General features: G+C 73.4%; 15 protein-coding genes. 5 read left to right on the forward strand and 10 right to left on the reverse strand.

The features are described from left to right. Positions 1-11 precede the first annotated feature (11 nt). The 6 genes from IF83_RS0106910 to IF83_RS0106935 form a co-directional block, all read right to left on the reverse strand. Positions 12-248: a hypothetical protein gene (locus IF83_RS0106910; protein ID WP_030543158.1), complete on the reverse strand. Its 237-nt coding sequence runs from the start codon at positions 246-248 to the stop codon at positions 12-14. Beyond that, complete coding sequence (locus IF83_RS0106915; RefSeq protein WP_030543159.1) at positions 245-1,306, reverse strand: aromatic ring-hydroxylating dioxygenase subunit alpha; 1,062 nt, start codon at positions 1,304-1,306, stop codon at positions 245-247. Before IF83_RS0106915 ends, IF83_RS0106910 begins: the two co-directional genes overlap by 4 nt. 366 nt (positions 1,307-1,672) lie before the next feature. After that, positions 1,673-2,404, reverse strand: coding sequence for an IclR family transcriptional regulator (locus tag IF83_RS0106920; RefSeq protein ID WP_030543160.1), 732 nt, complete (start codon positions 2,402-2,404; stop codon positions 1,673-1,675). A gap of 516 nt (positions 2,405-2,920) precedes the next feature. Then, complete coding sequence (locus IF83_RS0106925; RefSeq protein ID WP_030543161.1) at positions 2,921-5,230, reverse strand: FtsX-like permease family protein; 2,310 nt, start codon at positions 5,228-5,230, stop codon at positions 2,921-2,923. A gap of 5 nt (positions 5,231-5,235) precedes the next feature. Then, positions 5,236-5,964, reverse strand: a complete 729-nt coding sequence (locus IF83_RS0106930) for an ABC transporter ATP-binding protein (protein ID WP_030543162.1) — start codon at positions 5,962-5,964, stop codon at positions 5,236-5,238. Positions 5,965-6,071: 107 nt separating this feature from the next. Beyond that, positions 6,072-6,575, reverse strand: a complete 504-nt coding sequence (locus tag IF83_RS0106935; RefSeq protein ID WP_030543163.1) for a PadR family transcriptional regulator — start codon at positions 6,573-6,575, stop codon at positions 6,072-6,074. Between the two features lie 171 nt (positions 6,576-6,746). Here IF83_RS0106935 and IF83_RS0106940 point away from each other — a divergent pair, with 171 nt between their 5' ends. The 5 genes from IF83_RS0106940 (at position 6,747) to IF83_RS0106960 (ending at position 13,683) form a co-directional block, all read left to right on the forward strand. Next, positions 6,747-8,024: an ABC transporter substrate-binding protein gene (locus tag IF83_RS0106940; RefSeq protein ID WP_030543164.1), complete on the forward strand. Its 1,278-nt coding sequence runs from the start codon at positions 6,747-6,749 to the stop codon at positions 8,022-8,024. A gap of 246 nt (positions 8,025-8,270) precedes the next feature. Then, positions 8,271-9,923 carry a glycoside hydrolase family 13 protein gene (locus IF83_RS0106945; RefSeq protein WP_030543165.1) on the forward strand — a complete coding sequence of 551 codons (1,653 nt, stop codon included), beginning with the start codon at positions 8,271-8,273 and terminating at the stop codon, positions 9,921-9,923. Further along, on the forward strand, positions 9,920-11,296 hold the full coding sequence (locus IF83_RS0106950) for an ABC transporter substrate-binding protein (protein WP_078843236.1): 1,377 nt from the start codon (positions 9,920-9,922) through the stop codon (positions 11,294-11,296). Before IF83_RS0106945 ends, IF83_RS0106950 begins: the two co-directional genes overlap by 4 nt. Before the next feature lie 15 nt (positions 11,297-11,311). Beyond that, positions 11,312-12,706: an ABC transporter permease gene (locus IF83_RS0106955; protein WP_078843237.1), complete on the forward strand. Its 1,395-nt coding sequence runs from the start codon at positions 11,312-11,314 to the stop codon at positions 12,704-12,706. Further along, positions 12,703-13,683 carry a carbohydrate ABC transporter permease gene (locus tag IF83_RS0106960; RefSeq protein ID WP_078843238.1) on the forward strand — a complete coding sequence of 327 codons (981 nt, stop codon included), beginning with the start codon at positions 12,703-12,705 and terminating at the stop codon, positions 13,681-13,683. Before IF83_RS0106955 ends, IF83_RS0106960 begins: the two co-directional genes overlap by 4 nt. Before the next feature lie 96 nt (positions 13,684-13,779). Here IF83_RS0106960 and IF83_RS0106965 read toward each other — a convergent pair whose 3' ends face one another. The 4 genes from IF83_RS0106965 to IF83_RS0106980 all read right to left on the reverse strand — a co-directional run bounded on the left by IF83_RS0106965 (position 13,780) and on the right by IF83_RS0106980 (position 20,201). Then, positions 13,780-16,119: an N-6 DNA methylase gene (locus IF83_RS0106965; protein WP_030543169.1), complete on the reverse strand. Its 2,340-nt coding sequence runs from the start codon at positions 16,117-16,119 to the stop codon at positions 13,780-13,782. A gap of 566 nt (positions 16,120-16,685) precedes the next feature. Further along, entirely contained in the window at positions 16,686-17,999 is a 1,314-nt protein-coding gene (locus IF83_RS0106970; protein ID WP_244176917.1) for a glycoside hydrolase family 6 protein, read from the reverse strand. Positions 18,000-18,660: 661 nt separating this feature from the next. Further along, positions 18,661-19,158 carry a DoxX family protein gene (locus IF83_RS0106975; RefSeq protein WP_051722520.1) on the reverse strand — a complete coding sequence of 166 codons (498 nt, stop codon included), beginning with the start codon at positions 19,156-19,158 and terminating at the stop codon, positions 18,661-18,663. Next, positions 19,155-20,201, reverse strand: coding sequence for a glycoside hydrolase family 6 protein (locus IF83_RS0106980; protein WP_030543172.1), 1,047 nt, complete (start codon positions 20,199-20,201; stop codon positions 19,155-19,157). The genes IF83_RS0106975 and IF83_RS0106980 overlap by 4 nt, the downstream gene beginning before the upstream one ends. Positions 20,202-20,496 lie beyond the last annotated feature (295 nt).

Raw genomic sequence — 20,496 nt, forward strand, 5'->3', positions numbered from 1 at the left:
TTCTTCCTCCGCTATGCCGGGACGGGGCGCGGCCGGGGACGGGTGGGGCGGGAGCCGTCGGGCTCGGCGGCGGTGCCGGGGTGGTGGTCCTCGGGATGGCCCAGCAGCCAGTCCCACACCTCCTCCGGGTCCTCGAACTGACGCTCGGCACCGCAGTGGCAGACGGCCAGCAGCCGGTCCGTGCCCAGCAGCCAGTGAATACGGAAGACCCCGTCGCCCGTCAGGGCGGCGGGGTGGAGGGCCTTCACCGGGCCACCGCGGCCGGCTGGTCCGCACCGGCCTCTGCCAGGCGGGCGAGGATCCGCCGGGCGGCGAGGCCGCCGGTGTCGATGTTGATGCTCAGCTCCTGGTAACCCGCCTTCTCGGTGTCCAGGGACTTCTGCAGCGCGTTGAGGGCCACCACGTCCTGCATGACCACGGTGTGGTTGCTGGTGTGCAGGAACTCGCTGACCTTCTCGTCGCCGAGGGCGAAGTCGCGGGCGACCGCCCAGAAGTCGTAGGTGGTCCGTTCGGTGGAGGGGGTGATGCCGTAGACGACCTCCACGTGGAAGGCGTGCGGGTCGCTGCCGTCCGGGCCGGGACCGGGGGCGCCGACGGGGGCGATGCGGGAGTGGAGCAGGTACAGGCACGGGGCGTGGTACTCGATGTCCTGCCACCGGGTGATCCGGGTCTCGATGCCGGTGGACTTCGCGTAGAACGGCGGGCACTCCGCGTCGTCCATGTGCCGGCTCACGTAGACGATCCCGGCCGCGTCGTCGACCTCGGTGGTGATGGGCGTCCGCGCGACCTCCGGGGTGCCGATGTAGCCGCCGTGCAGGTAGGTCTCGTGGGAGAGGTCCAGGAGGTTGTCGACGAGGAGCCCGTAGTTGCCGTCGATCGGCTCCATCCCGGACACGACGGTGTAGTCGGGGGAGTCCATCCAGGGGGCGCGCGGGGGCACCAGGTCGCCGGGTTCGTGGTCGCCGATCCACACCCACACGAAGGAGTCCTGTTCGACGACCGGATAGGTCTTCAGGCGTGCCGTGCGGGGGATGCGCTGTTGTCCGGGTACGAAGACGCAGACGCCGTCGGTGCCGTAGGTGAAACCGTGGTAGCCGCACATCACGTGGTCACCGTCCAGCCGGCTCGGTGCCTGGGACAGGGGGAACCGGCGGTGCACACACCGGTCGGACATCGCCACGGCCCGGCCGTCCTCGGTGCGGTACAGCAGGACCGGCTCACCCAGCACGGTCCGCCCGAGGAGTTCGCGCCCGACCTCGCGGCCGTAAGCGGCGATGTACCACTGATTGCGCACAAAAGCGGTCATGGTTGTTCCCTTCGGGGAGGGGGTCCGGTCCGGTGTCGCTTTCGGCGGGCCCGGTCCGGGCCGCAACGGCAGGCGAGTTGCGAGGGGGCGGGACGCGGCAGTTCCTGTGGCCGAGCGCGGTGCGGTCTTCGAGGCCCGCGGCGTGCACCGGCCGGCGTGGCCCGGCGACGAGTGCCGGCCCCGACGCCGCATCATCGCTTCATGGTGCCCCGGGGCAGCCTCGTCGCCCAGGGGCCTTTCCGGATGCCGGGAAACATTGTCGGAATACTCGCCGGGTGCGTGCCCGCGTGCGTGCGGTCCTTGGAGGGCGGCAGAGGGTGTTCCGCGGCCCGCGGTCATGGGCGTCAGGCCGGGTGGGCGGTAACGTCAGGGGCGCGGCGCGGACATGGCGCGGGAGATGGCCCGGGCGCTGGTGCAGACGAGTTGCGCCAGCGCGCCCGGTGAGGCGCTGCCGTAGTGAACCACCAGTGATACGGCGGCGATCACCGTGTTCTCTCCGTCGCGCACCGGGGCGGCGACCGACAGCGAATCCATCGTCACCTGACGCTCGCTGACCGCGTAGCCGTTGGTCCGGATGCCGGCCAGGAGACGGCGCAACACCTGCGGATCAGTGATCGTGCGGGGCGTGAACTGCTCGACGGGGCTGGTGAGCACCTGCTCCTGCACCTCGACGGGGGCATGCGCGAGCAGCACCAGCCCGACGCCGGTGGCGGTCATGGCGAACCGCCCGCCCACGCGGGTGAGCACGGGTACCGCACCGGACCCGGCGATGCGCTCGACGAAGACGAGTTCGGTCCCCTCGCGCACAGCCAACTGCACGTTCTCGCGGGTGATCTGGGAAAGGTCCTGCAGGAACGGCATCGCGTGTTCCCGCAGTCCCTGGCTTCGCGGCGCCAGCGAGCCGACCTGCCACAGCCGCAGCCCGATCCGGTAGCGGCCGTCCGCGCCGCGTTCCAGAGCTCCCCAGGCCGTCAGCTCGCCCAGCATCCGGTGCACGGTCGACACCGGAAGACCGGACTTCCGGGACAGCTCGCTGAGCGACATCTCGGGGTGGTCCGTGCTGAAAGCGCCGAGGATCCGCAGTGCCCGGCCCAGCACGGGTCCGCTGCCGGACCGGGAGACGCGGCGGATCCCGCCCGGCTGTCCCGTCCAGGGGTGCTGTGAACCGGGGTGGTGGGAAAGCGGACCCGTGCGGCTTCCCCGTCCCCGGGTGTGCGGCTCCGCCGCCGGCGGTTCGCGTCCGGTCTGCCCGGCTCCGTTCGCGGCCGCGTTCCCGACCGGCGCTCCCGTCACGTCTGCTCGCCGTGCCCGCCTGGAGTTCACTGGACACCTCCCCGCCGCGCCGGTCAGTGTGCAGGACGCCATTGCCCGTGTCGAGATGCGGTATGCGCCCCGATCGCCCAGGTGCCCGAAGGCCGCCGGATCGCCGCCCTCGGCGTCGACGACGATCTCCGGCTCGGCGCCTGGCGGCTGCGCGACCGCACGCGAGGGACACCCCTGGGTGTACGAACTGCGCCCGGGTCTGGGTGCGCCGCCGACGCGCCGGGAGCCTGTCCGGCGGTCGGCAGCAGATGGCCGCCCGCCGTGCTGCCCCGGGCAGGTCCCGCCGGCGCCTCAGAGGGTATCGCTCAGCGAGTCCGCCGGGCGGCGGCGCACGGCGCGGGCGGCCGGCGGGACCGAGACGGCGATCGCCCCGGCCACCACGGCGATGCCCATCAGCGCCAGCGCGGCCGGCGACGGCGGCTGGGCGACGCCCGCGCCGATACCGGAGGCGGCGCCCTGGAGGTCGATCAGCCGGCCCGCGACCAGGGCCCCGGCGAGGACGCCGGCCGCGGTGGCGGCCAGAGCGGTGAAGCCGGTGCCGGCCACGATCACCGCCATGATCTGACGCGGTGTCAGTCCGATCGCCTTGAGCGCCAGCAGATCGCGGCGCCGGTCCCGCACACCCGCGGCGATGGTCGTCGACAGCTCGGCGAGCGCGATGAGCGCCAGCACCGCGACCAGCCCGACGATCACGCCCCGCACGGACGACAGCCGGTCCGCCGGATTGGCGGTCTCCCGCACGTCGAGCCCGCCGCCCGCGTCCCCGGACAGCCGGGCGCCGATGTCCGCCGGAACCGCGCCGTCCGCCGGCACCAGCCGGTAGAAGCCGGGCCCGTCCGCGGCGCCGCTCTCCCGCAGGGTGTCCAGGGAGGTGGAGACGATCCGCCCGCCGTCCTCCGGCTCGATACTCCGGCCGACCAGGTGCAGCACCTGCGGGCGGCCGCCGACCGTCATCCGGACCCAGTCGCCGACCTCCACGTGCAGCAGGTCGAGCAGTCCCTGCCCGGCCACGGCCTCGTCCGGCCCCCGCGGCGCCCGGCCCTCGGCGATGGAGAACGGGTACGGCTGGGCCGCCGTGCCCAGCCCGCGCAAGGTGATGGTGCCGGTCTGGCCCGGGACGAGCGCCTCGGCCTCCGCACCCGGAAGCGCCGCGGCCACCCCGTCCTCGGCGGCCAGCCGGCGCCGCAGCTCCCCGTCGGCCATCCCGTCCCCGCGGACGACGAGGGACGCGGCCAGGCCGACCTCCTCCGGCCGGCTGCCGAACCGGTCGAGGGTGCTCCACGCGCTCAGCGCCACGGTGATCAGCAGCAGCGGAACGGCCAGCCGCCCCACGGCCGCGGCCGACCGCCCCGGCCGGTGGAACGCCCCGCGCCAGCCCAGCACCAGAGCCGGCGGCAGCCGCAGGCCGAGGGCGCGCCGGGCCGTGCCCGACATCCGGCGGCTCGCCGGGACCGCCGCGCGCGCCACGGGCACGGGCGGGACCCGCCCCGCCCGCCACGCCGCGGACGCCGTCGTGGCGGCGATGAGCAGCACCGCGCCCGCCGCCGTCACCAGGGGGACCCAGGTGTGCTCGGGGAGGTCCCGCCACAGCCGCATGGCCTCCCCGGCCCGGCCCGGGAGGTGCGGGCCGAGCAGCTCCGTGAGGAGGGCACCGGCGGCCACCCCGGCCACCGCCAGGGCGAGATGCTCGGCCAGGAACATCCGGACGAGCTGCGCCGGGGTGAAACCGATGGCCTTGGCGACGGAGATGTCCCGCAGATGGCCGTGGACCCGGGTGCCGACCGCGCCCGCGACCGCCAGGGCCGCGGCCAGCAGCGCGCAGAGCCCGAACGCGCCCAGCAGCAGCCCGAGGAGCCGGTCGCCGCCGACGGCCTCGGAGCGGGCCTGCTTCCAGGTGGACACCTCGGCGATCTGCTCGGCGCCGAGCGCGGTGACGGCCCGCTGGACGGCGAAGTCGGTGTCCTCCGGGTCGTCCAGCCGCAGGCCCACCGCGAGGCCGCGGCGCTCCTCATCCGGCGCGACGCGCTCCAGGGCGCCGGGGAGCACCCAGCCGGTGCCGGGGTTCTCGCCCGGGGCGTAGCGCGGCTCCGCGCTGTCGGCGACGCCCACCACCCGCAGCCGGCGGACGTTCCCGTCCGGGCCGCGGATCCGCAGCGCGTCACCCGGCTCGGCCCACAGGGCGCGGGCCACCGAGCTCTCCAGGACGACGCCGTCCGGGGTGCCGGGGCCGAGCCACCGCCCGGAGACGGGCAGCGGCCGGCCGACGGCCGGCGGTTCGGCACCGGCGGCGCGCAGCCGCACCGCCGCCCGGTCGTCCCCCAGCTCGGCAGTGACGGCCGCCGTGGGGAACGGGCCGGAGGCGTCCCGGACCCCGTCGAGCCCGGCCAGCGTCCCCGCGTCGGCCGACGCCTTGGCGTGGATCCACACATGCGCGCCGGACGACTGGGTGAAGACGCGCTGCCAGGGATTGGCGGCGTAGGTGAGGAAGGCGCCCGCGAGCAGCAGCGAGGCGATGATCCCGGCGGTCGCGAGCACCAGGAACAGCGCCTCCCCGCGGTGCGTCCGCAGATCGGCGCGCACCCAGCGCACCGTGGCCCGCATCCCGGTCAGCCCTTCAGTTGGAGTACGCCGGACACGCCGCCGGAGCGCGGGGCGCCGCCGCCGAGCACGGCGTCGTCCGCGATCCGGCCGTCGAAGAGGCTGATCACGCGGTCCGCCGCGCTCGCCATCCGGGCGTCGTGGGTGACGAGCACGATGGTCTGGCCGCGCGCGTGGTAGCGGGAGAGGAGCCGCAGCACCTCGCGGGTGCCCTTGCTGTCGAGGCTGCCGGCGGGCTCGTCGGCCAGCAGCACGGCCGGGTGGTTGACGAGGGCGCGGGCGAGGGCCACGCGCTGCTGCTCGCCGCCGGACAGCTCACCGGGCGTGCTGTTCTCCTTGCCCTCCAGGCCGAGATCGGCGAGGAGTTCCGCGCGGCTCTCCCGGGCCTCCTTCGGGGAGCGGCCGGCGAGCAGAGCGGGCAGTTCGACGTTGTCGGCGACCGTCAGATGGGAGACGAGGTTGAAGAACTGGAAGACGATGCCGATACCGCGGCGGCGGAGCACAGCCCAGCGGGCCTCGCTGCAGCCGTCCACCCGGCGGCCGTCGAGCCAGAGGCGCCCCTCGTCCGGCCGGTCGAGCCCGCCGAGGAGGTGGAGCAGCGTGGACTTCCCGGCGCCGGAGGGGCCGGTGACCGCCAGGAACTCGCCCCGCGCCACGCTCAGGTCGACGCCGCGGACGGCGTGGACCGGGGCGCCGTCGGTGCGGTGGGTCTTGACGAGGCCCTCCGCGCGCAGGATGGGGCCGGGCCCGTCGCCCGTGCCGCCGGGCCCGCCCGTGCCGCCGGACTGGTCCGTCCCGCCGGTCCCGCCCGTCCCGGCGGCAGCCGTCTCGTCGTTCTCGCGGCTCACTCCAGCTCCTCCTGACAGCGCTCCAACCAGTCGAGATCCGCCTGCAGATGCAGCATCGCGCCCTCGATGAGCAGCTGGGCCACGCGGTTGTCCCGGTCCTCGGCCGCGGCCAGCTTCGACAGGTCGCGCATGGTGTTGAGGTAGTGGCGGCGCTGCTTGTTGATCAGGGCGATCTGGTCGGCCCCCGAGTCGGGGGCCAGGGCGAGCTTCATGAAGAACTCGTCCCGAACCCGGGGTTCGGCGGTCGGCTCCTCGAACCAGGCGGCCACCGCCTCCCGCCCCGCCGGCGTGAGCCGGTAGATGCGCTTGTTCGGCCGCGCCGTCTGGGCGACGTCCTCGCCCTCGATGAGTCCCGCCTTCTCCAGCCTGCCGAGGGTGACGTAGATCTGCCCGATGTTCGGCTGAGGGTACGCGGCGCCCAGAAGCTTCTCAAGGGCCTGTTTGAGCTCGTATCCGTGGGCGGGCCCCTTCGCCAGGAGTGCCAGGAGGGGCAGACGCACGGACTCCCGCCTCCTTCCAGGCCCTACCTGCTTGTTGGGGGGCCGGCTCCGGCTGTGAGCCCGATCGCCCCAGCACATTGTGCCGACCCCTAGTATCCCGTATGCCCAACGGGTATACAGGGGCCTTGGGCGCCGGGCGGGCCGCCGGCGCCGAGTGCCAAGGAGGAACCTATGCGGTGGACGCGGGCCGCGGGTAGGGGGCTCCTGGCCGCCGCGGTGATCTTCGCCGGTTACACGGGCCCGCAGGCCGGGGCGGGGGAGCAGACCGCCGCCTCCGGGGGCCGCGGACCGCTGACGCTGGTGACGGGCGGCGACCTCACCGGCTATCTGCGGGGCGTCCTGGCGGACTGGAACCGCGCGCACCCGCGGGAGAAGGTCACGCTCGTCGAACTCCCCGAGGCGGCCGACGAGGTGCGGGCCCAGATGTCGACGAGCCTGCGCTCCGGCAGCGACCGCTACGACGTCCTCAACATCGACGTGGCCTGGACCTCCGAGTTCGCCGCGGCCGGCTGGATCGCCCCGCTGAACGCCGACCGCTTCCCCGTCAAGCGTTTCCTGCCGCCCGTGGTCGACACCGCCACCTTCGGCGGCCGGCTGCACGCGCTGCCGTACGTGACCAACGCGGGGCTGCTCTACTACCGCGAGGACGTCCTGGAGAAGGCGGGCGAGAAGCCGCCGCGCACCTGGGACGAGCTGGAGCGGCTGGCGCGCACGGTGGCCCCCGAGCACGGCCTGGACGGCTACGCCGGGCAGTTCCTGCAGTACGAGGGCCTCACGGTGAACGCCGCCGAGGCGGTGCAGTCCGCCGGCGGCTCGATCCTCGCCGGCGAGGGCAGCCGGGTCACGGTCGGCTCCCCCGAGGCGCGGGAGGCCCTGCAGTTCCTCGCGGACGGGGTGCGGGAGGGGTGGATCCCCGCCGAGGCCCTCACCTACAAGGAGGAGGAATCCCGGCGGTCCTTCCAGGAGGGCCGGCTGCTCTTCCTCCGCAACTGGCCGTACGTCCACGCGCTGGCCGGCGGGAAGTCGTCGAAGGTGGCGGGCCGGTTCGGCGTGGTCCCGCTGCCCGGCCCGGACGGTCCCGCCGCGGGCATCCTCGGCGGCTCGAACCTCGCGGTCAACGCCCGCTCCCGGCACAAGGAGTCGGCGGCGGACCTGCTGGCCTATCTGACCAGTGAGACGGTCCAGCGGCGGGTGCTCACCGAGGGCGCGCTGCCGCCGGTGTGGGCGGAGCTGTACGAGGACCCGGCGCTGGTACGGCGGTTCCCGTATCTGCCGACGCTCAAGGAGAGCGTGCTGGCCGCGAAGCCGCGGCCGAAGAGCCCGCGCTACGAGCAGGTGAACCTGGCGGTCCAGGCCGTCGTGCACGACGTGATGGCGCTGCGGGAGACGCCCGCGTCCGGGGTGGCGCGTCTGGAGCGCGAACTCCGGGCGATCGTCCGCAAGGGCTGACGGACCCGCCCTCGCGCCGCTTCCCTCAGCCCGCGTCCCCCGGAGAAGCTACCTACTTACCTGTTAGGTAAAGGCCTGCCCGGAAATCCGGAGCATAAGAGGACGAAACCCCTCCCGGGCGCTGCTTTGTGCTGCACACTCGTTGACACCCATTCGTCATCGCTACATAACATGCATGCATAGCAGCGGCGCCGGAAGCAGCGCGGCCGCAGCACCATCGAGCGACCGAGCGAAACGGGTACAGCCATGCTCACCACCCCACAGACCACCACCGCGCACTGGTGGCGGGATGCCGTGATCTACCAGATCTACGTCCGCAGCTTCCTCGACAGCACCGGGGACGGCATCGGGGACCTCACCGGCGTCCGCGCCGGGCTGCCGTACCTCAAGAAGCTCGGCGTGGACGGCATCTGGCTCAGCCCCTTCTACCCCTCACCGCACCACGACCACGGCTACGACGTGGCGGACTACTGCGGCGTCGACGAGACCTTCGGGGACCTCGCCGAGTTCGACCGCCTCGTCGGCGACGCCCACCGGCTCGGCCTCAAGGTCGTCATCGACATCGTCCCCAACCACTGCTCCAGCGAGCACCCCTGGTTCCGCGCCGCCCTCGCGGACGTGCCGGGCGGACCGGACCGCTCCCGCTTCCACTTCGCCGACGGGCGCGGCGAGCGGGGCGAACTGCCGCCGAACAACTGGCGCGCCATGTTCGGCGGACCGGCCTGGTCCCGCGTCACCGAAGCCGACGGCCGCCCCGGCCAGTGGTACCTCCACCTCTTCACCCCCGAGCAGCCCGACCTCAACTGGCGCAACCCCGAGGTCGGCCGGTCCTTCGAGGAGATCCTCCGCTTCTGGCTCGACCGCGGCGTGGACGGCTTCCGCATCGACGTCGCCGCAGGCCTCTTCAAGCACCCCGGACTTCCCGACTCCCCGGACCCGGAGGCCGACGAGCGGGCCCGCGACTCCGTCAACCCCCTCGCCTGGAACCAGCCCGAGGTCCACCAGGTGTGGCGCGACTGGCGCGCGATCTGCGATGAGTACACCGCCCGGGACGGGCTCGACCGGCTCCTCGTCGGCGAGGTGTCCGTGCCCACGGCCCGCGAACACGCGCGCTACGTACGCCCCGACGAACTGCACCAGGCGTTCTTCTTCGACCTGCTCAGCGCCGCATGGGACGTCGACGCCTTCCGGAAGACCATCGGCGAGGCCCTCACCGACATCGCCGGCACCGGATCCACCGTCACCTGGGTCCTCAACAACCACGACCAGGTGCGCACCGTCACCCGCTACGCCGGTGAGAACACCACCGTCGGCCCGGCCCGCGCCCGCGCCGCCGCCCTGCTGATGCTCGCCCTGCCCGGCGCCGCCTACGTCTACCAGGGCGAGGAACTCGGCCTGCCCGAGGTCGTCGACCTGCCCGACGAGGTGCTCACCGACCCCATCTTCCGCCGCACCGGCAGCCGCCGCCGGGTCCGCGACGGCTGCCGGGTGCCGCTGCCCTGGTCCGGCCACGCCTCACCATTCGGCTTCACCGCGGGCGAGGGCGCGGCCAGCCCGTGGCTGCCGCAGCCGGAGTGGTTCGCGGAGCACGCCACCGACCGGGCGCTCGCCGACACCCGCTCCTTCTGGCACCTCTACCGCGACGGACTCCAACTGCGCCGCACCCTGCCCCAGTTGCGCGAGGACGGCCTGCGCTGGCTGGAGACACCGCCGCAGGTCCTCGCGTTCGTCCGCGGCGACGGCCTGGTGTGCGCGGTCAACTTCGGCCTCCACCCCGTACCGGCGCCCGTCCCCGGCACCCCGCTGCTCGCCAGCGGGGACTGCCCCGCCGGGATCCTCCCCGGCTCGACCACCGCCTGGTGGATCAGCGATCTCTCCACGAAGGGAACCACCCGATGAACGGCACCACGCACCACACCGCGCACCACACCCCGAGACGGCGGCGCACGGCGGCGGCCGGCACGGCCGCGGCCATCTGCCTCGCCCTCACCGCGACCGCCTGCGGCGGCGGCACCTCCGCGGACACCGGCTCCGGCTCGGGCTCCGGCTCCGGGGAGCTCAAGGGGAAGACGGTGACGGTCGCCGGCGTGTGGACCGGCACCGAGCAGAAGAACTTCCAGAAGGTGCTGGACGCCTTCTCCGAGAAGACCGGCGCCGAGACCCGCTTCGTCCCCACCGGCGACAGCCTCTCCACCTTCATCGGCACGAAGATCGAGGGCGGCAACGCCCCCGACGTCGTGATGGTCCCCCAGCCCGGCGTGCTCCAGCAGTTCGCCGACAAGGGTTGGCTGAAGAAGCTGTCCTCCCGGACCTACCAGAAGGCCGGCATCCACTTCGCGCCGGTGTGGCGCGACTACGGCACCGTCAACGGCACCTACTACGGCCTGTACTTCAAGGCGTCCAACAAGTCGACCGTCTGGTACAGCCCCGGGGCCTTCGAGCAGGCCGGCGTCGAACCGCCCCGGAGCTACGAGCAGTTGCTGGAGACCGGGAAGACCCTCTCCGAATCGGGCGTGCCCGCCTTCTCCGTCGCGGGCCAGGACGGCTGGACGCTCACCGACTGGTTCGAGAACGTCTACCTCTCCCAGGCCGGGCCGGAGAACTACGACAAGCTCGCCGCCCACGAGATCCCCTGGACCCACCCCAGCGTCGTCAAGGCCCTGACCACGCTCGGCGAACTGTTCGCCGACAAGAACCTCGTCGCCGGCGGCAGCGCGGGCGCCCTGCGCACCGACTTTCCCGAGTCCGTCGAGCAGGTCTTCGGCAACGACCCCGAGGCGGCCATGGTCTACGAGGGCGACTTCGTCGGCGGCATCGTCGCCGGCGACCACAAGAAGAAGGTCGGCGAGGACGCGAAGTTCTTCCCCTTCCCCGCCATCGGTGACGGCAAGCCGCCGGTCGTCGGCGGCGGGGACGCGGCCGCCGTGCTCAAGGCCGGCAAGAACCCGGAGGCCGCCCAGCGGCTCGTGGAGTTCCTCGCCACCCCCGAGGCCGCGGAGATCTGGGCGGCGGAGGGCGGCTTCGTCTCCCCCAACGAGTCCCTGAAGCCCGAGAAGTACCGGGACGAGACGACCCGTCAGATCGCCGTCTCCCTCGTCGAGGCCGGTGACGCGGTGCGCTTCGACATGTCCGACCAGGCCCCGGCAGCCTTCGGCGGCACCGCCGGCGTCGGCGAGTGGAAGCTGCTCCAGGACTTCCTGCGCGACCCCTCCGACCCGAAGGCGACGGCGGCGAAGCTCGAAGCCGCCGCGGCCAAGGCCTACAAGGACTGAGGACTGAGACTTCCCATGTCGGTCACCTCCCCGCCGGGCGCCGCGGCGCCCGGCACCACCGAAGGCGCGGCGCCGCCCCGCACGACGGACGGCGCCGTGCCCACCGGGCGCCGGCGCGCCACCCGGCGCAGGCGGCTCACCGCCCTCCTCTTCCTGCTGCCGGCGCTGCTCCTGCTGGGCGCGCTCGTCGCCTACCCGATCCTCTTCACCGTCGGCCGGAGCCTCTTCGACGCCTCCGGCACCCGCTTCGTCGGCGCGGACAACTACGCGGAGATGTTCCGCGACCCGGCCACCCTCACGGCCATCCGCAACAGCACGGTCTGGGTCGTGGTCGCCCCGGCGCTGCTGACGGGCCTCGGCCTCGTCCTTGCCGTGCTGACCGAGAAGATCCGCTGGGCCACCGCCTTCAAGCTGCTGATGTTCATGCCGATGGCGATCTCCTTCCTCGCCGCGGGCATCATCTTCCGCGTCGTCTACGAGCAGGACCCGCAGCGCGGCGTGCTCAACGCGGTGGCCGTCGGCGTGCACGACGTCTTCGACGAGAGCACCGGCTACCCCACCGCCCGGGCCCGCGACGGCGAGGTCCTGAAGAAGCGGCCCGACGGCTCGTACCGCTCCGCGGAGACGGTGTCGCCCGGCGGCGTGCTGAACCTGCCCCTCGTCGGCGTCCCGCCCAAGGACTTCCCGAAGGAGGCGAAGCCGGCCGGGAAGGCCGCCGCGGCCCCGGCGGCCGGGGACGAACTGCGCGGCGTGGTGTGGATCGACTTCACCCCGGGCGGGGGCGGCGAACCGGACCGCGTGGACCCGGCCGAACGCGGACTGCCGGGGATGACGGTCGAGGCCGTCCGGGACGGCGAGGTGGCGGGCACGGCCACCACGGCCGCCGACGGCTCGTACCGCTTCACCGGCCTCGCACCCGGCGGCTACGAACTCCGGCTGCCCGCCGAGAACTTCGCCGAACCGTACGGAGGCGTCGCCTGGCTCGGGCCCGCGCTGATCACCCCGGCGATCATCGGCGCCTATCTGTGGATCTGGACCGGATTCGCCATGGTGCTGATCGCCGCCGGACTGTCCGCGATGCCCCGCGACGTCCTGGAGGCCGCCCGGATGGACGGCGCGGGGGAGTGGCAGATCTTCCGCAGGATCACCGTGCCCCTGCTCGCCCCGGTCCTGGCGGTGGTCTTCGTGACCCTGGTGATCAACGTGATGAAGGTCTTCGACCTCGTCTACGTCATCGCGCCGGGCCCCGTGCAGCAGGAGGCGAGCGTGCTGGCCATGCAGATGTGGCTGGTGTCCTTCGGCGGCGGCAACGACCAGGGGCTCGGCAGCGCGCTGGGCGTGCTGCTGCTGCTCACCGTCACCCCGGCCATGATCTTCAACATCCGACGCTTCCGCAGGAGCCAGCCATGACCGCCCAGGGAACCGTCACCCCCGGCTCCGGAACCGCCCCCCGGGCCGGCGCCCGCTCCGGCGCGCCCTCCGGCCCGCGGCCCGGCACCCGCGCCGCCGGCCCGGCCGGGGCCGCCGGCCCGCCGCGGCCCGGCCTCGCCTCCCGGCTCGCCGGACGGACCCGCGGCGGCCTGGTGCAACTCCTCCTGGCCGTCGTCGGACTGCTGTGGCTGACCCCCGTCGCCGGGCTGCTCGTCGCCTCACTCCGCCCCGAGGAGGACAACACCTCCAGCGGATGGTGGACCGCCTTCGCCGACCCCGGCCGGCTCTCCCTCGACGGCTACACCGCCCTGCTGCGGGACTCGGGCATCGTGGACGCCTTCTGGAACACGGTGCTGATCTCCGTGCCCGCGACCGTCACGGTCATCGTCGTGGCCGCGCTCGCCGGATACGCCTTCGCCTGGCTGGAGTTCCCCGGCCGCGACTGGATCTTCCTGGTCGTCGTGGCCATGCTGGTCGTCCCCGTCCAGGTGGGCCTGCTGCCGGTGGCCAAGATGTTCGGAGCCCTCGGGCTCTTCGGCACCATCCCGGGCGTCATCCTCTTCCACGTCGCCTACGGGCTCCCGTTCGCGGTCTTCCTGCTGCGCAACTACTTCGCGGAGATCCCCCAGGAGATGCTGGAGGCCGCCCGGATGGACGGCGGCGGCGAATGGCGGATCTTCACCCGGCTCGTGCTCCCCCTGGGGCGGCCGGCGATCGCCTCCCTGGGCATCTTCCAGTTCCTGTGGGTGTGGAACGACATGCTGGTGGCGCTGATCTTCGCCGACAGCTCGTCCCAGCCGCTGACGGTGGCCCTGCAGTCACAGATGCGGCAGTTCGGCAGCAACATCGGGGTGCTCGCGCCCGGCGCGTTCCTGTCCCTGATCGTCCCGGTGGCCATCTTCTTCGCCTTCCAACGGCACTTCGTCCAGGGCGTCATGGCCGGCTCGGTGAAGTGACGACGGCCCGCACGGGCCCGGCGGCGCTGCCCTGCCGGGCCCGTACACCGCCCCGCCGCACGCGAGCGCGCCCGGGGCCGCGGGGCCGCGCCCGGATCAGCCCCCGTCGCCCGGGGGCTGCGCTGTGAGGCGGCCCGCGGCGAGGCCGTCGCTCAGGCTGCGGGTCAGTTCCGTGCCCAGGCCGCGGGCCTCGCGGAGCAGGCCCTCGAAGGAGGCGAGGCGACGGAAGATCTCGCCGTAGCGCCGCTGTTCCGCCAGCGGCAGGCGCGGGATCTGCAGGCGGCGCACGTCGATCCGCGAGGTGGCGGAGGCATGGGTGCCCGCCTGCCGGGCGTTGGCCGGGGCGCGCAGGCAGCCCGCGAGGAACCACGGGTCGATGACCGCCGGGTCGGCCCGGAGGGCGTGGATCTGCGGGCCGAGGACCGTGGGCCCCCCGTCGTCCACCCAGGCGTTGAAGACCCGGGAGGAGCCGATGACGACGACGTCGGTCGGCTCGGTGACCGTCAGGGTGCCCGTCTCGCGTCCCTTGGCCGCGTCCGCGTGGGAGACGCGGCCGGTCGGCGCGCCGCCGAGCAGGAGGCTCTGCACGGTCAGATACGGGACGGAGCCGTCGACGGCCGCGGACGCGGCGTCCCGGACCGTCCCGTCCGCCGGTGACTGCCCGGCGTGGACGGTCAGCGCGCCGGCCCGGGCCAGTTCGCCGACCGTGGTCGGCCCCTGGCTGCCCGGTGTGTCGTCCGCCTCCCGGGCGAGGGTGAGCGGGGACAGCCCGGCTGCCGTGGCGCGGAGTTCGTCCAGGAGACCGCCGAAGCGCGACCAGCACTCGCCGAATCCCGGGCCCGCGACCGGGGCCGCGACCGGGACGTGCCGGGCCGGGGTCAGATCCACCTGCTCGTCGAGGAGTTCGATGACCGGGACGACCTTGGTGCCCGGCAGGTTTTCGGCGCCGTCGGCGGGCTCGCGGTCCGCGTCCGGGGTGCAGTGGGCGCGTACGGCCGAGAGCACCGTGTCGCTCAGCACCGTCCAGTCGAGGGCGGCCTTGCCCGCGGGGCCGGCCGTCGTACCCGCCGTCGCTCCGGCGGCCGGGCCGGCGGAGCCGGGACCGGCGGGCACGGGACCGGCGGGGACGGGAGCGGCGGCCGTCCGGCCGGGCTGGGTCTGCGCGGCGTCGACGAAGAGGAGGTCCGTGCCGGCCGCCGCGGGGGCCGCCGGGGAGCGGAGTACCCACAGATGCAGCGCCACGCCGTGCGGAGGCGCCGCCCCGGGCGGCAGAGCGATCACGGCCCGCAGCGCCCCGGCGCGCAGCAGCGCCGCGCGGATGCGGCGGCCCGCCCGGCGGGAGGCGACGGCCGGCGGCAGCAGCAGCACGGCCGTGCCACCCGGCCGCAGGCAGGCCAACGCGTGCTGCACCCAAGCCAGTTCGGGTTCCGTCCGCGGCGGATGGCCGTAGACCCAGCGGGGGTCGGTGGCGAGCTCGGCATGGCCCCAGTCGCGTTCGTTGAACGGCGGGTTGCACAGCACCACGTCCGCGTCGCCGCGGAACGCGGGGCCGTCCTCGCGCAGCGAGTCGGCGAGCCGCAGGTCGGTGGTGCGCGCCTGCTCGGGGGCGGCGGCCCGTTTCCCGCCGCGCCGGGCCCCGGCCGGACGGTCCGGCCGCGGTTCCGGCACGGTGGTGAGGGCCAGCCGGGCGGCGGCCAGATCGACGAGGACGGGGTCGCTGTCCTGTCCGGACAGCCGGAGTTCACCGTCCGCGCCCCACCGGAGGACGGCGGCGGTCAGCAGCCCGCCGACGCCGCAGGCGGGATCCAGCACGGTCCAGGGCCCGCCGCCGCTCCGCTCGCCCTCCGGCCCGCCGCCGACCAGCTCGGCCAGCTCCGTCATCAGCGCGGCCAGCGGCTCGGGGGTGGTGGTGATCTGCCGTACGTGGGTGCCGAGCCAGCGGCCGAGCAGAAAGCCGAACGTCTCGGCCGCGCCGTCCTCTCCGGCCAGTCGCACGGCCTGCTCCACGGCCTGCTCCTGCGCCTCCGACAGCTCGGCCTCCACGGGCAGGTGGACGGGCGCGGGGGGCGCGGCCGGGGCTCCGGGGGCGCTCCGCGGACGACGCTTCGAGGAGGGTCCGGCGGCCTGCTCCGCGCGGCCCGCCCGGGCGCCGACGGCGGCGATCGCCAGACCCATCAGCTCCCGGTCGCCCAGCGCCTCGAAGCGCGGCCAGAGCCGCTCGCGGCCGCCCTCGTCCGCACCGAGCTTGCCCTGGGCGCGCAGCCACTCCTCGACCTGCGAGAGCGAGAACTGGGGGCTGGTGTCGGTGCCGCCGACCGGGCGGGGGAAACTGCTGTGCCGGCGGCGCCAGTTGCTCACCGCGGCGCGGCCGACGCCCGCGATCCTCGCGATCTCCGCCAGGGTCACCGAGACATGGGGTTCCGGGCTGTCGGGCATGGCCTCTCCGGCGGGGTGGAGGATCGGCGGCCCCGGGCGCGGGACCAGGAGTGGGGCATGGCGGGCTGCCACCTGCCGCTCACCGTATACCGAAAGCATAACGCTGTGCTAGCGGCATCCTTGACTCAGTTCACGTTTGCCCCTCTTTATCCTTGGCCAATGGTCTCTGGCGGTAACGGGCGGGGGCCGAGGGGCGCGGGGGCCGCGATGCCTCCGGGCCGTTCCGGGGGAACGAGCCCTCCGCCGGAGGCGGGGGCCCGCGCCGGCGGAGTCCGGTCCGCGGAAGGGTACGCGCGGCGTGCCCCCTTCCACTCACCGGCTCACCGGACCGCGTGCCGGGAGGAACCGGTCGTTCGCTCGGGGCCGCGGCCGGCGGCCGGTTGACGGGGGCGGCGCCCCGGGCCGGCGGCGGAGGGGGCCGCGCGCGAAGAGGGGCCGGTGAACACGAAGAGGGGCCCGGTGCGGCCGTGTCGGCCGTACCGGGCCCCTCGGGGCGTTCGTTCGAACCGGGCGGTCACCGCCGGGCGGTCACCGGGCTCCCGTGCTCAGCTCACGCGCGACCGCGGTCAGTTGACCGGCGGGTAGGCGTTCTCGATGAGCTCCTCGAACTGGGCCTGGAACCAGTGACCGGAGACCGGCGCGTCCGGGAGGGCGCCGGACATGTTGTTCTGGTTGCGCGCGTTCCCCTCGTACGTGGGGTCGCACATCCGGTCGAAGCCCTTGCCCTCGTCGTTGTCGGCCTCCTGGCTGGAGCCGTCCGACTCGCCCGGGGGCTTGATCCACGCGTAGGCGTCGATGCCCTGGGCGGGAGAGGCGGTGGGACGCTCGCCGAGGCCGGCGCCGGCCTGGTTGCACCAGTTGCCGAGGTGGATACGGCGGTCGATGCGGCTGGAGTCGACGTACTCGTCGGCGGTGCCGTTCTTGTCACCGGGGCCGCTGGGCCGGTCGGCGCCGCCCCAGCCGTTGCGGGAGGTGTCGATGATGACACCGACGTCGCTGTTGAAACCGGCGGAGACGGCTTCCTCGCGGAACGCCTGCGCGTAGGACTGCTCGTCCACGTAGCGGTTCCAGTCGACCCACTTGGAGCCCTCGCGGATCGACTTCCCGCCGACGGTGTCGTCGATCGAGAAGTACGGCTCCTCGGTGGCGCCGTAGTTGGCCGTGTTGGCGGCGAAGCCAGCGACGTCGTCGACGGTGGCGCCCTCGGAGGTGGCCGCCTCGTGCAGCAGCTCGGCGGTGGGCCCGAAGTTGTCGTCCCAGCCGATCCAGCCGTGGTGGCCGATGTCGATGTAGTTGTAGACGTTCTCGATGTCGCCGAGGGTGGCCAGGGCGTAGCCGACGCCCTTGACGTAGTTGCCGTTCGCCAGCATCTCGTCACAGTTCTCGGTGGCCGTCTCACGGCTGCCGACGTTGGTGATGAGGTTGGGCAGCGAGTCGATCTCGACGACGTTGATGATCCGGAGGTCGGCGTACTTGGGGTCCGACAGGATCTCCGCGATCGGGTCGATGAACTCGTTCTTGTACTTGTCGATCTCCTCCGGGCCGAGTTCGCCCTGGGAGGCCAGCGCCGCGCAGTCCCGGCCGGGCAGGTTGTACGTGACCATCTGCAGGGCGTCGGCGCCCTGCTCCAGGGCCGCGTCGAGGTGGTCGCGCAGGCCCATGGTGTTCTCACCCGCGGAGCCCGAGTCGATCGCCTTGATGCGGTCCAGCCATACGGCGGTCGGCTCGTCGGCGATGGCCTCGCCGCCGCTCTCCGCCGCCTGCCGGGACCAGTCTTCGTTCACGTACAGCTTGGCGCCCTCGTAGGGGTTGTCCACGCGCGCCGCGGCCGCCGAGGAGGATGCCTCGTCACCGTTCGCCGTGTTCCCCGCGGCGATCATGAAACCGGAGGCGAGCGCCATGGCGCTCACTGCCGTAACGGCGCGACGGAAGCGCGTATTTCGCATTCCGCCTGGGGAATCGGTTGTCATCTGAGCTCCTATTCGGTGTCATCCCGCAGCGCGTTGGACCGACGCGGGACGGTGGGGGAATGGGAAGCGTCCGTGGCTCAGTGGGAGCGCTCCCATGGAGAGGAAGCTACCAGTGCCGGAAGAACCTGAGAAGTCCTTTGACACAAGGAATTTCAATGACGGTCGCACAAACGAAACATCACCCCGCCACCCTGTCGGGAGTGGGGTGAGAACCGGTCGGCCGGTGCCGGGTCCGACGGGCTTTCCGGTATCGCGCACAGTGTCGTGCGGCGGAGCGCGGCCGGCCGGTGGGCACCGAGGGAGCTCCGGGTGGATCGGACGGCATGGCGTCCGATCCACCCGGAGAACCCGGTGAACGCGGCTCGTGCCCCGTATTGGCTGGTGGGCGCCTCAACGTGCGGGCTCAAACCGTTCCCCTGTGTGTCCGCCGCCGGACGGATGGGACGTCAACCCGACGCGTTCGCTCCTTCCGTAATGCGTGACCGCTGGGCGGCGCATTGCGGTGGGGATTGGCAGGCTTTCCGTGCGACGGGAATCATGATGGTCCGCCCCGTGTGACGGTGCGCGGAATTCACACCGCGAGCACGTTCCTTTCGCCGCTCTCCCGCCCCGCGTTGTCCGAGGAACGGAAAAGCGAATCCAGGGCCATCCTTCCGGGGCCGAGCACGGCGATCAGCAGGAAGGCCCAGCAGAACATCGCGGCGGCCTCACCGCCGTTCTGCAGCGGGAACAGCGCCTCGCCCTGGTGGCTGACGAAGTAGGCGTACGCCATGGAGCCGGAGCAGATGGTGGCGGCTGTGCGCGTCCACGCGCCCAGCACGACCAGGCCGCCGCCGACGAGCTGGATGGCCGCGGCCCACCAGCTCGGCCAGGCCCCGAGCTCGGGCACCACGCCGCCGTGCGGGCCGCCGAGCACGTTGAAGAGGGTGGCGGCGCCGTGGCAGGCGAAGAGGAAGCCGACGACGATGCGGAAGAGGCCCAGCACGTGTCCGCTGCTGCGGTCCAGCGCGCCGGCCAGTCCCCCTCCACCCGTCGCCAGGGGCGAGACGCGGACTCGGGATTCACTCATCGTGCACCGTCCTCGGAAGCGGTCCTGGAAGAACTGGGAGAACTGGGAGAAGCGGAAGCAGAAGTGGCGGACGCGGCGGGGGCCGCGTTGGCCATGTCGTAGGCGAGCTGCGGCACGAACTGCCCGGCCGCGGCGGCGCAGCCGTCGGCCTCGCCGGGGAGCTTCACCCACAGATAGGCGTCGATCCGGTCCTGGCCGGTGTCGGCGGTGGTGGGGGTGCCGATCGCGCGGCCGGGCGGGTCGCACCACTCGCCCCGCGCGTCGGGGCCGTTGCCGTTGCGGCTGGTGTCGATCACGGCGGCCAGGCCGTCCGAGCCGATGGAGCTGAGAATCGCCTGGCTGTAGGCGACCTCGTCGGCCGTGTGGTTGTAGTTCGACACATTGCTGGAGATGCCGTCGGCGCTGTTCGCGATGTCCGAGGCGGCCAGCCGGGAGGCCATCTCCTCCGGGGAGTGCCAGCGGGAGTGTCCGGCGTCGAAATAGACCTTGGCCTCGGCGGAGCCGGCCTTGAGCGCCTTGCCCGCGTAGGCCATCGACTCCCGGGTGGCCTGCTGCTGCGAGGCGTTCTGGCAGTTGGACATCAGGGCCAGCACATCGGGCTCGATGATGATCGCGGCTGGGCGCCCGTTCAGGCCGGCCGCGATCTCGTCGACCCACTGCCGGTACGCGGAGTGGTTGTCGGCGCCACCGCCGCTCGCCCCGCCGCAGTCACGGTTGGGCATGTTGTAGACGACCATGATCGGAATCTGTCCGGCGCTCTGGGCGTCGCCGACGAAGGCGTCGACCTCGGCACGGACCTCGCCGGTGTTGGTCTGGGTGAACCAGCGCCCCTGCGCCACGGAGGCGATCCGGTCCCGGATCACTGCGGCCCGCGAGTCGCCCGGGTTCGCGGCGACCCACTTGGCGGACTGGGTCTCGGGGTCCACGTAGTACGTGCTGTCGGCCGCCGGCCCGGCCGGGGCGGCGCCGGCCGGGGCGGGTATCAGGAAAGCGGCGACGGCCAGAGCGACCGCACCGGTCGCCGCACAAGAGGTTTTGCTCATGGGTGAAGCTCCATGGGGGGTGGGGGTGGAAAACGGTCCCGGCCCGGCGTGAGAAGGGTTGGAAGCGCTTCCAGGAGCTGATCCGGGAGTGCTTCCGGGGCGTCACGGGCGGGACGTGGGCTGCGGGAGCCGGCGTGGGTTGAGTCCTCCCGGGGGGTGCGGGGTCCGGAGCGCGGCGGGCCGGCGGGTCCGGCACCTCTCCGGTGGGCGGGGGCGGCGCCGGGCGCCGGACACGGGCCGTAAGCGAGGGAGGCGCCCCGCACCGGAGCGGGGCCGGCCCGTGGAGGGGGCAGGG

This window comes from Streptomyces albus subsp. albus, from assembly GCF_000719865.1.
GTDB lineage: Bacteria > Actinomycetota > Actinomycetes > Streptomycetales > Streptomycetaceae > Streptomyces > Streptomyces albus_E.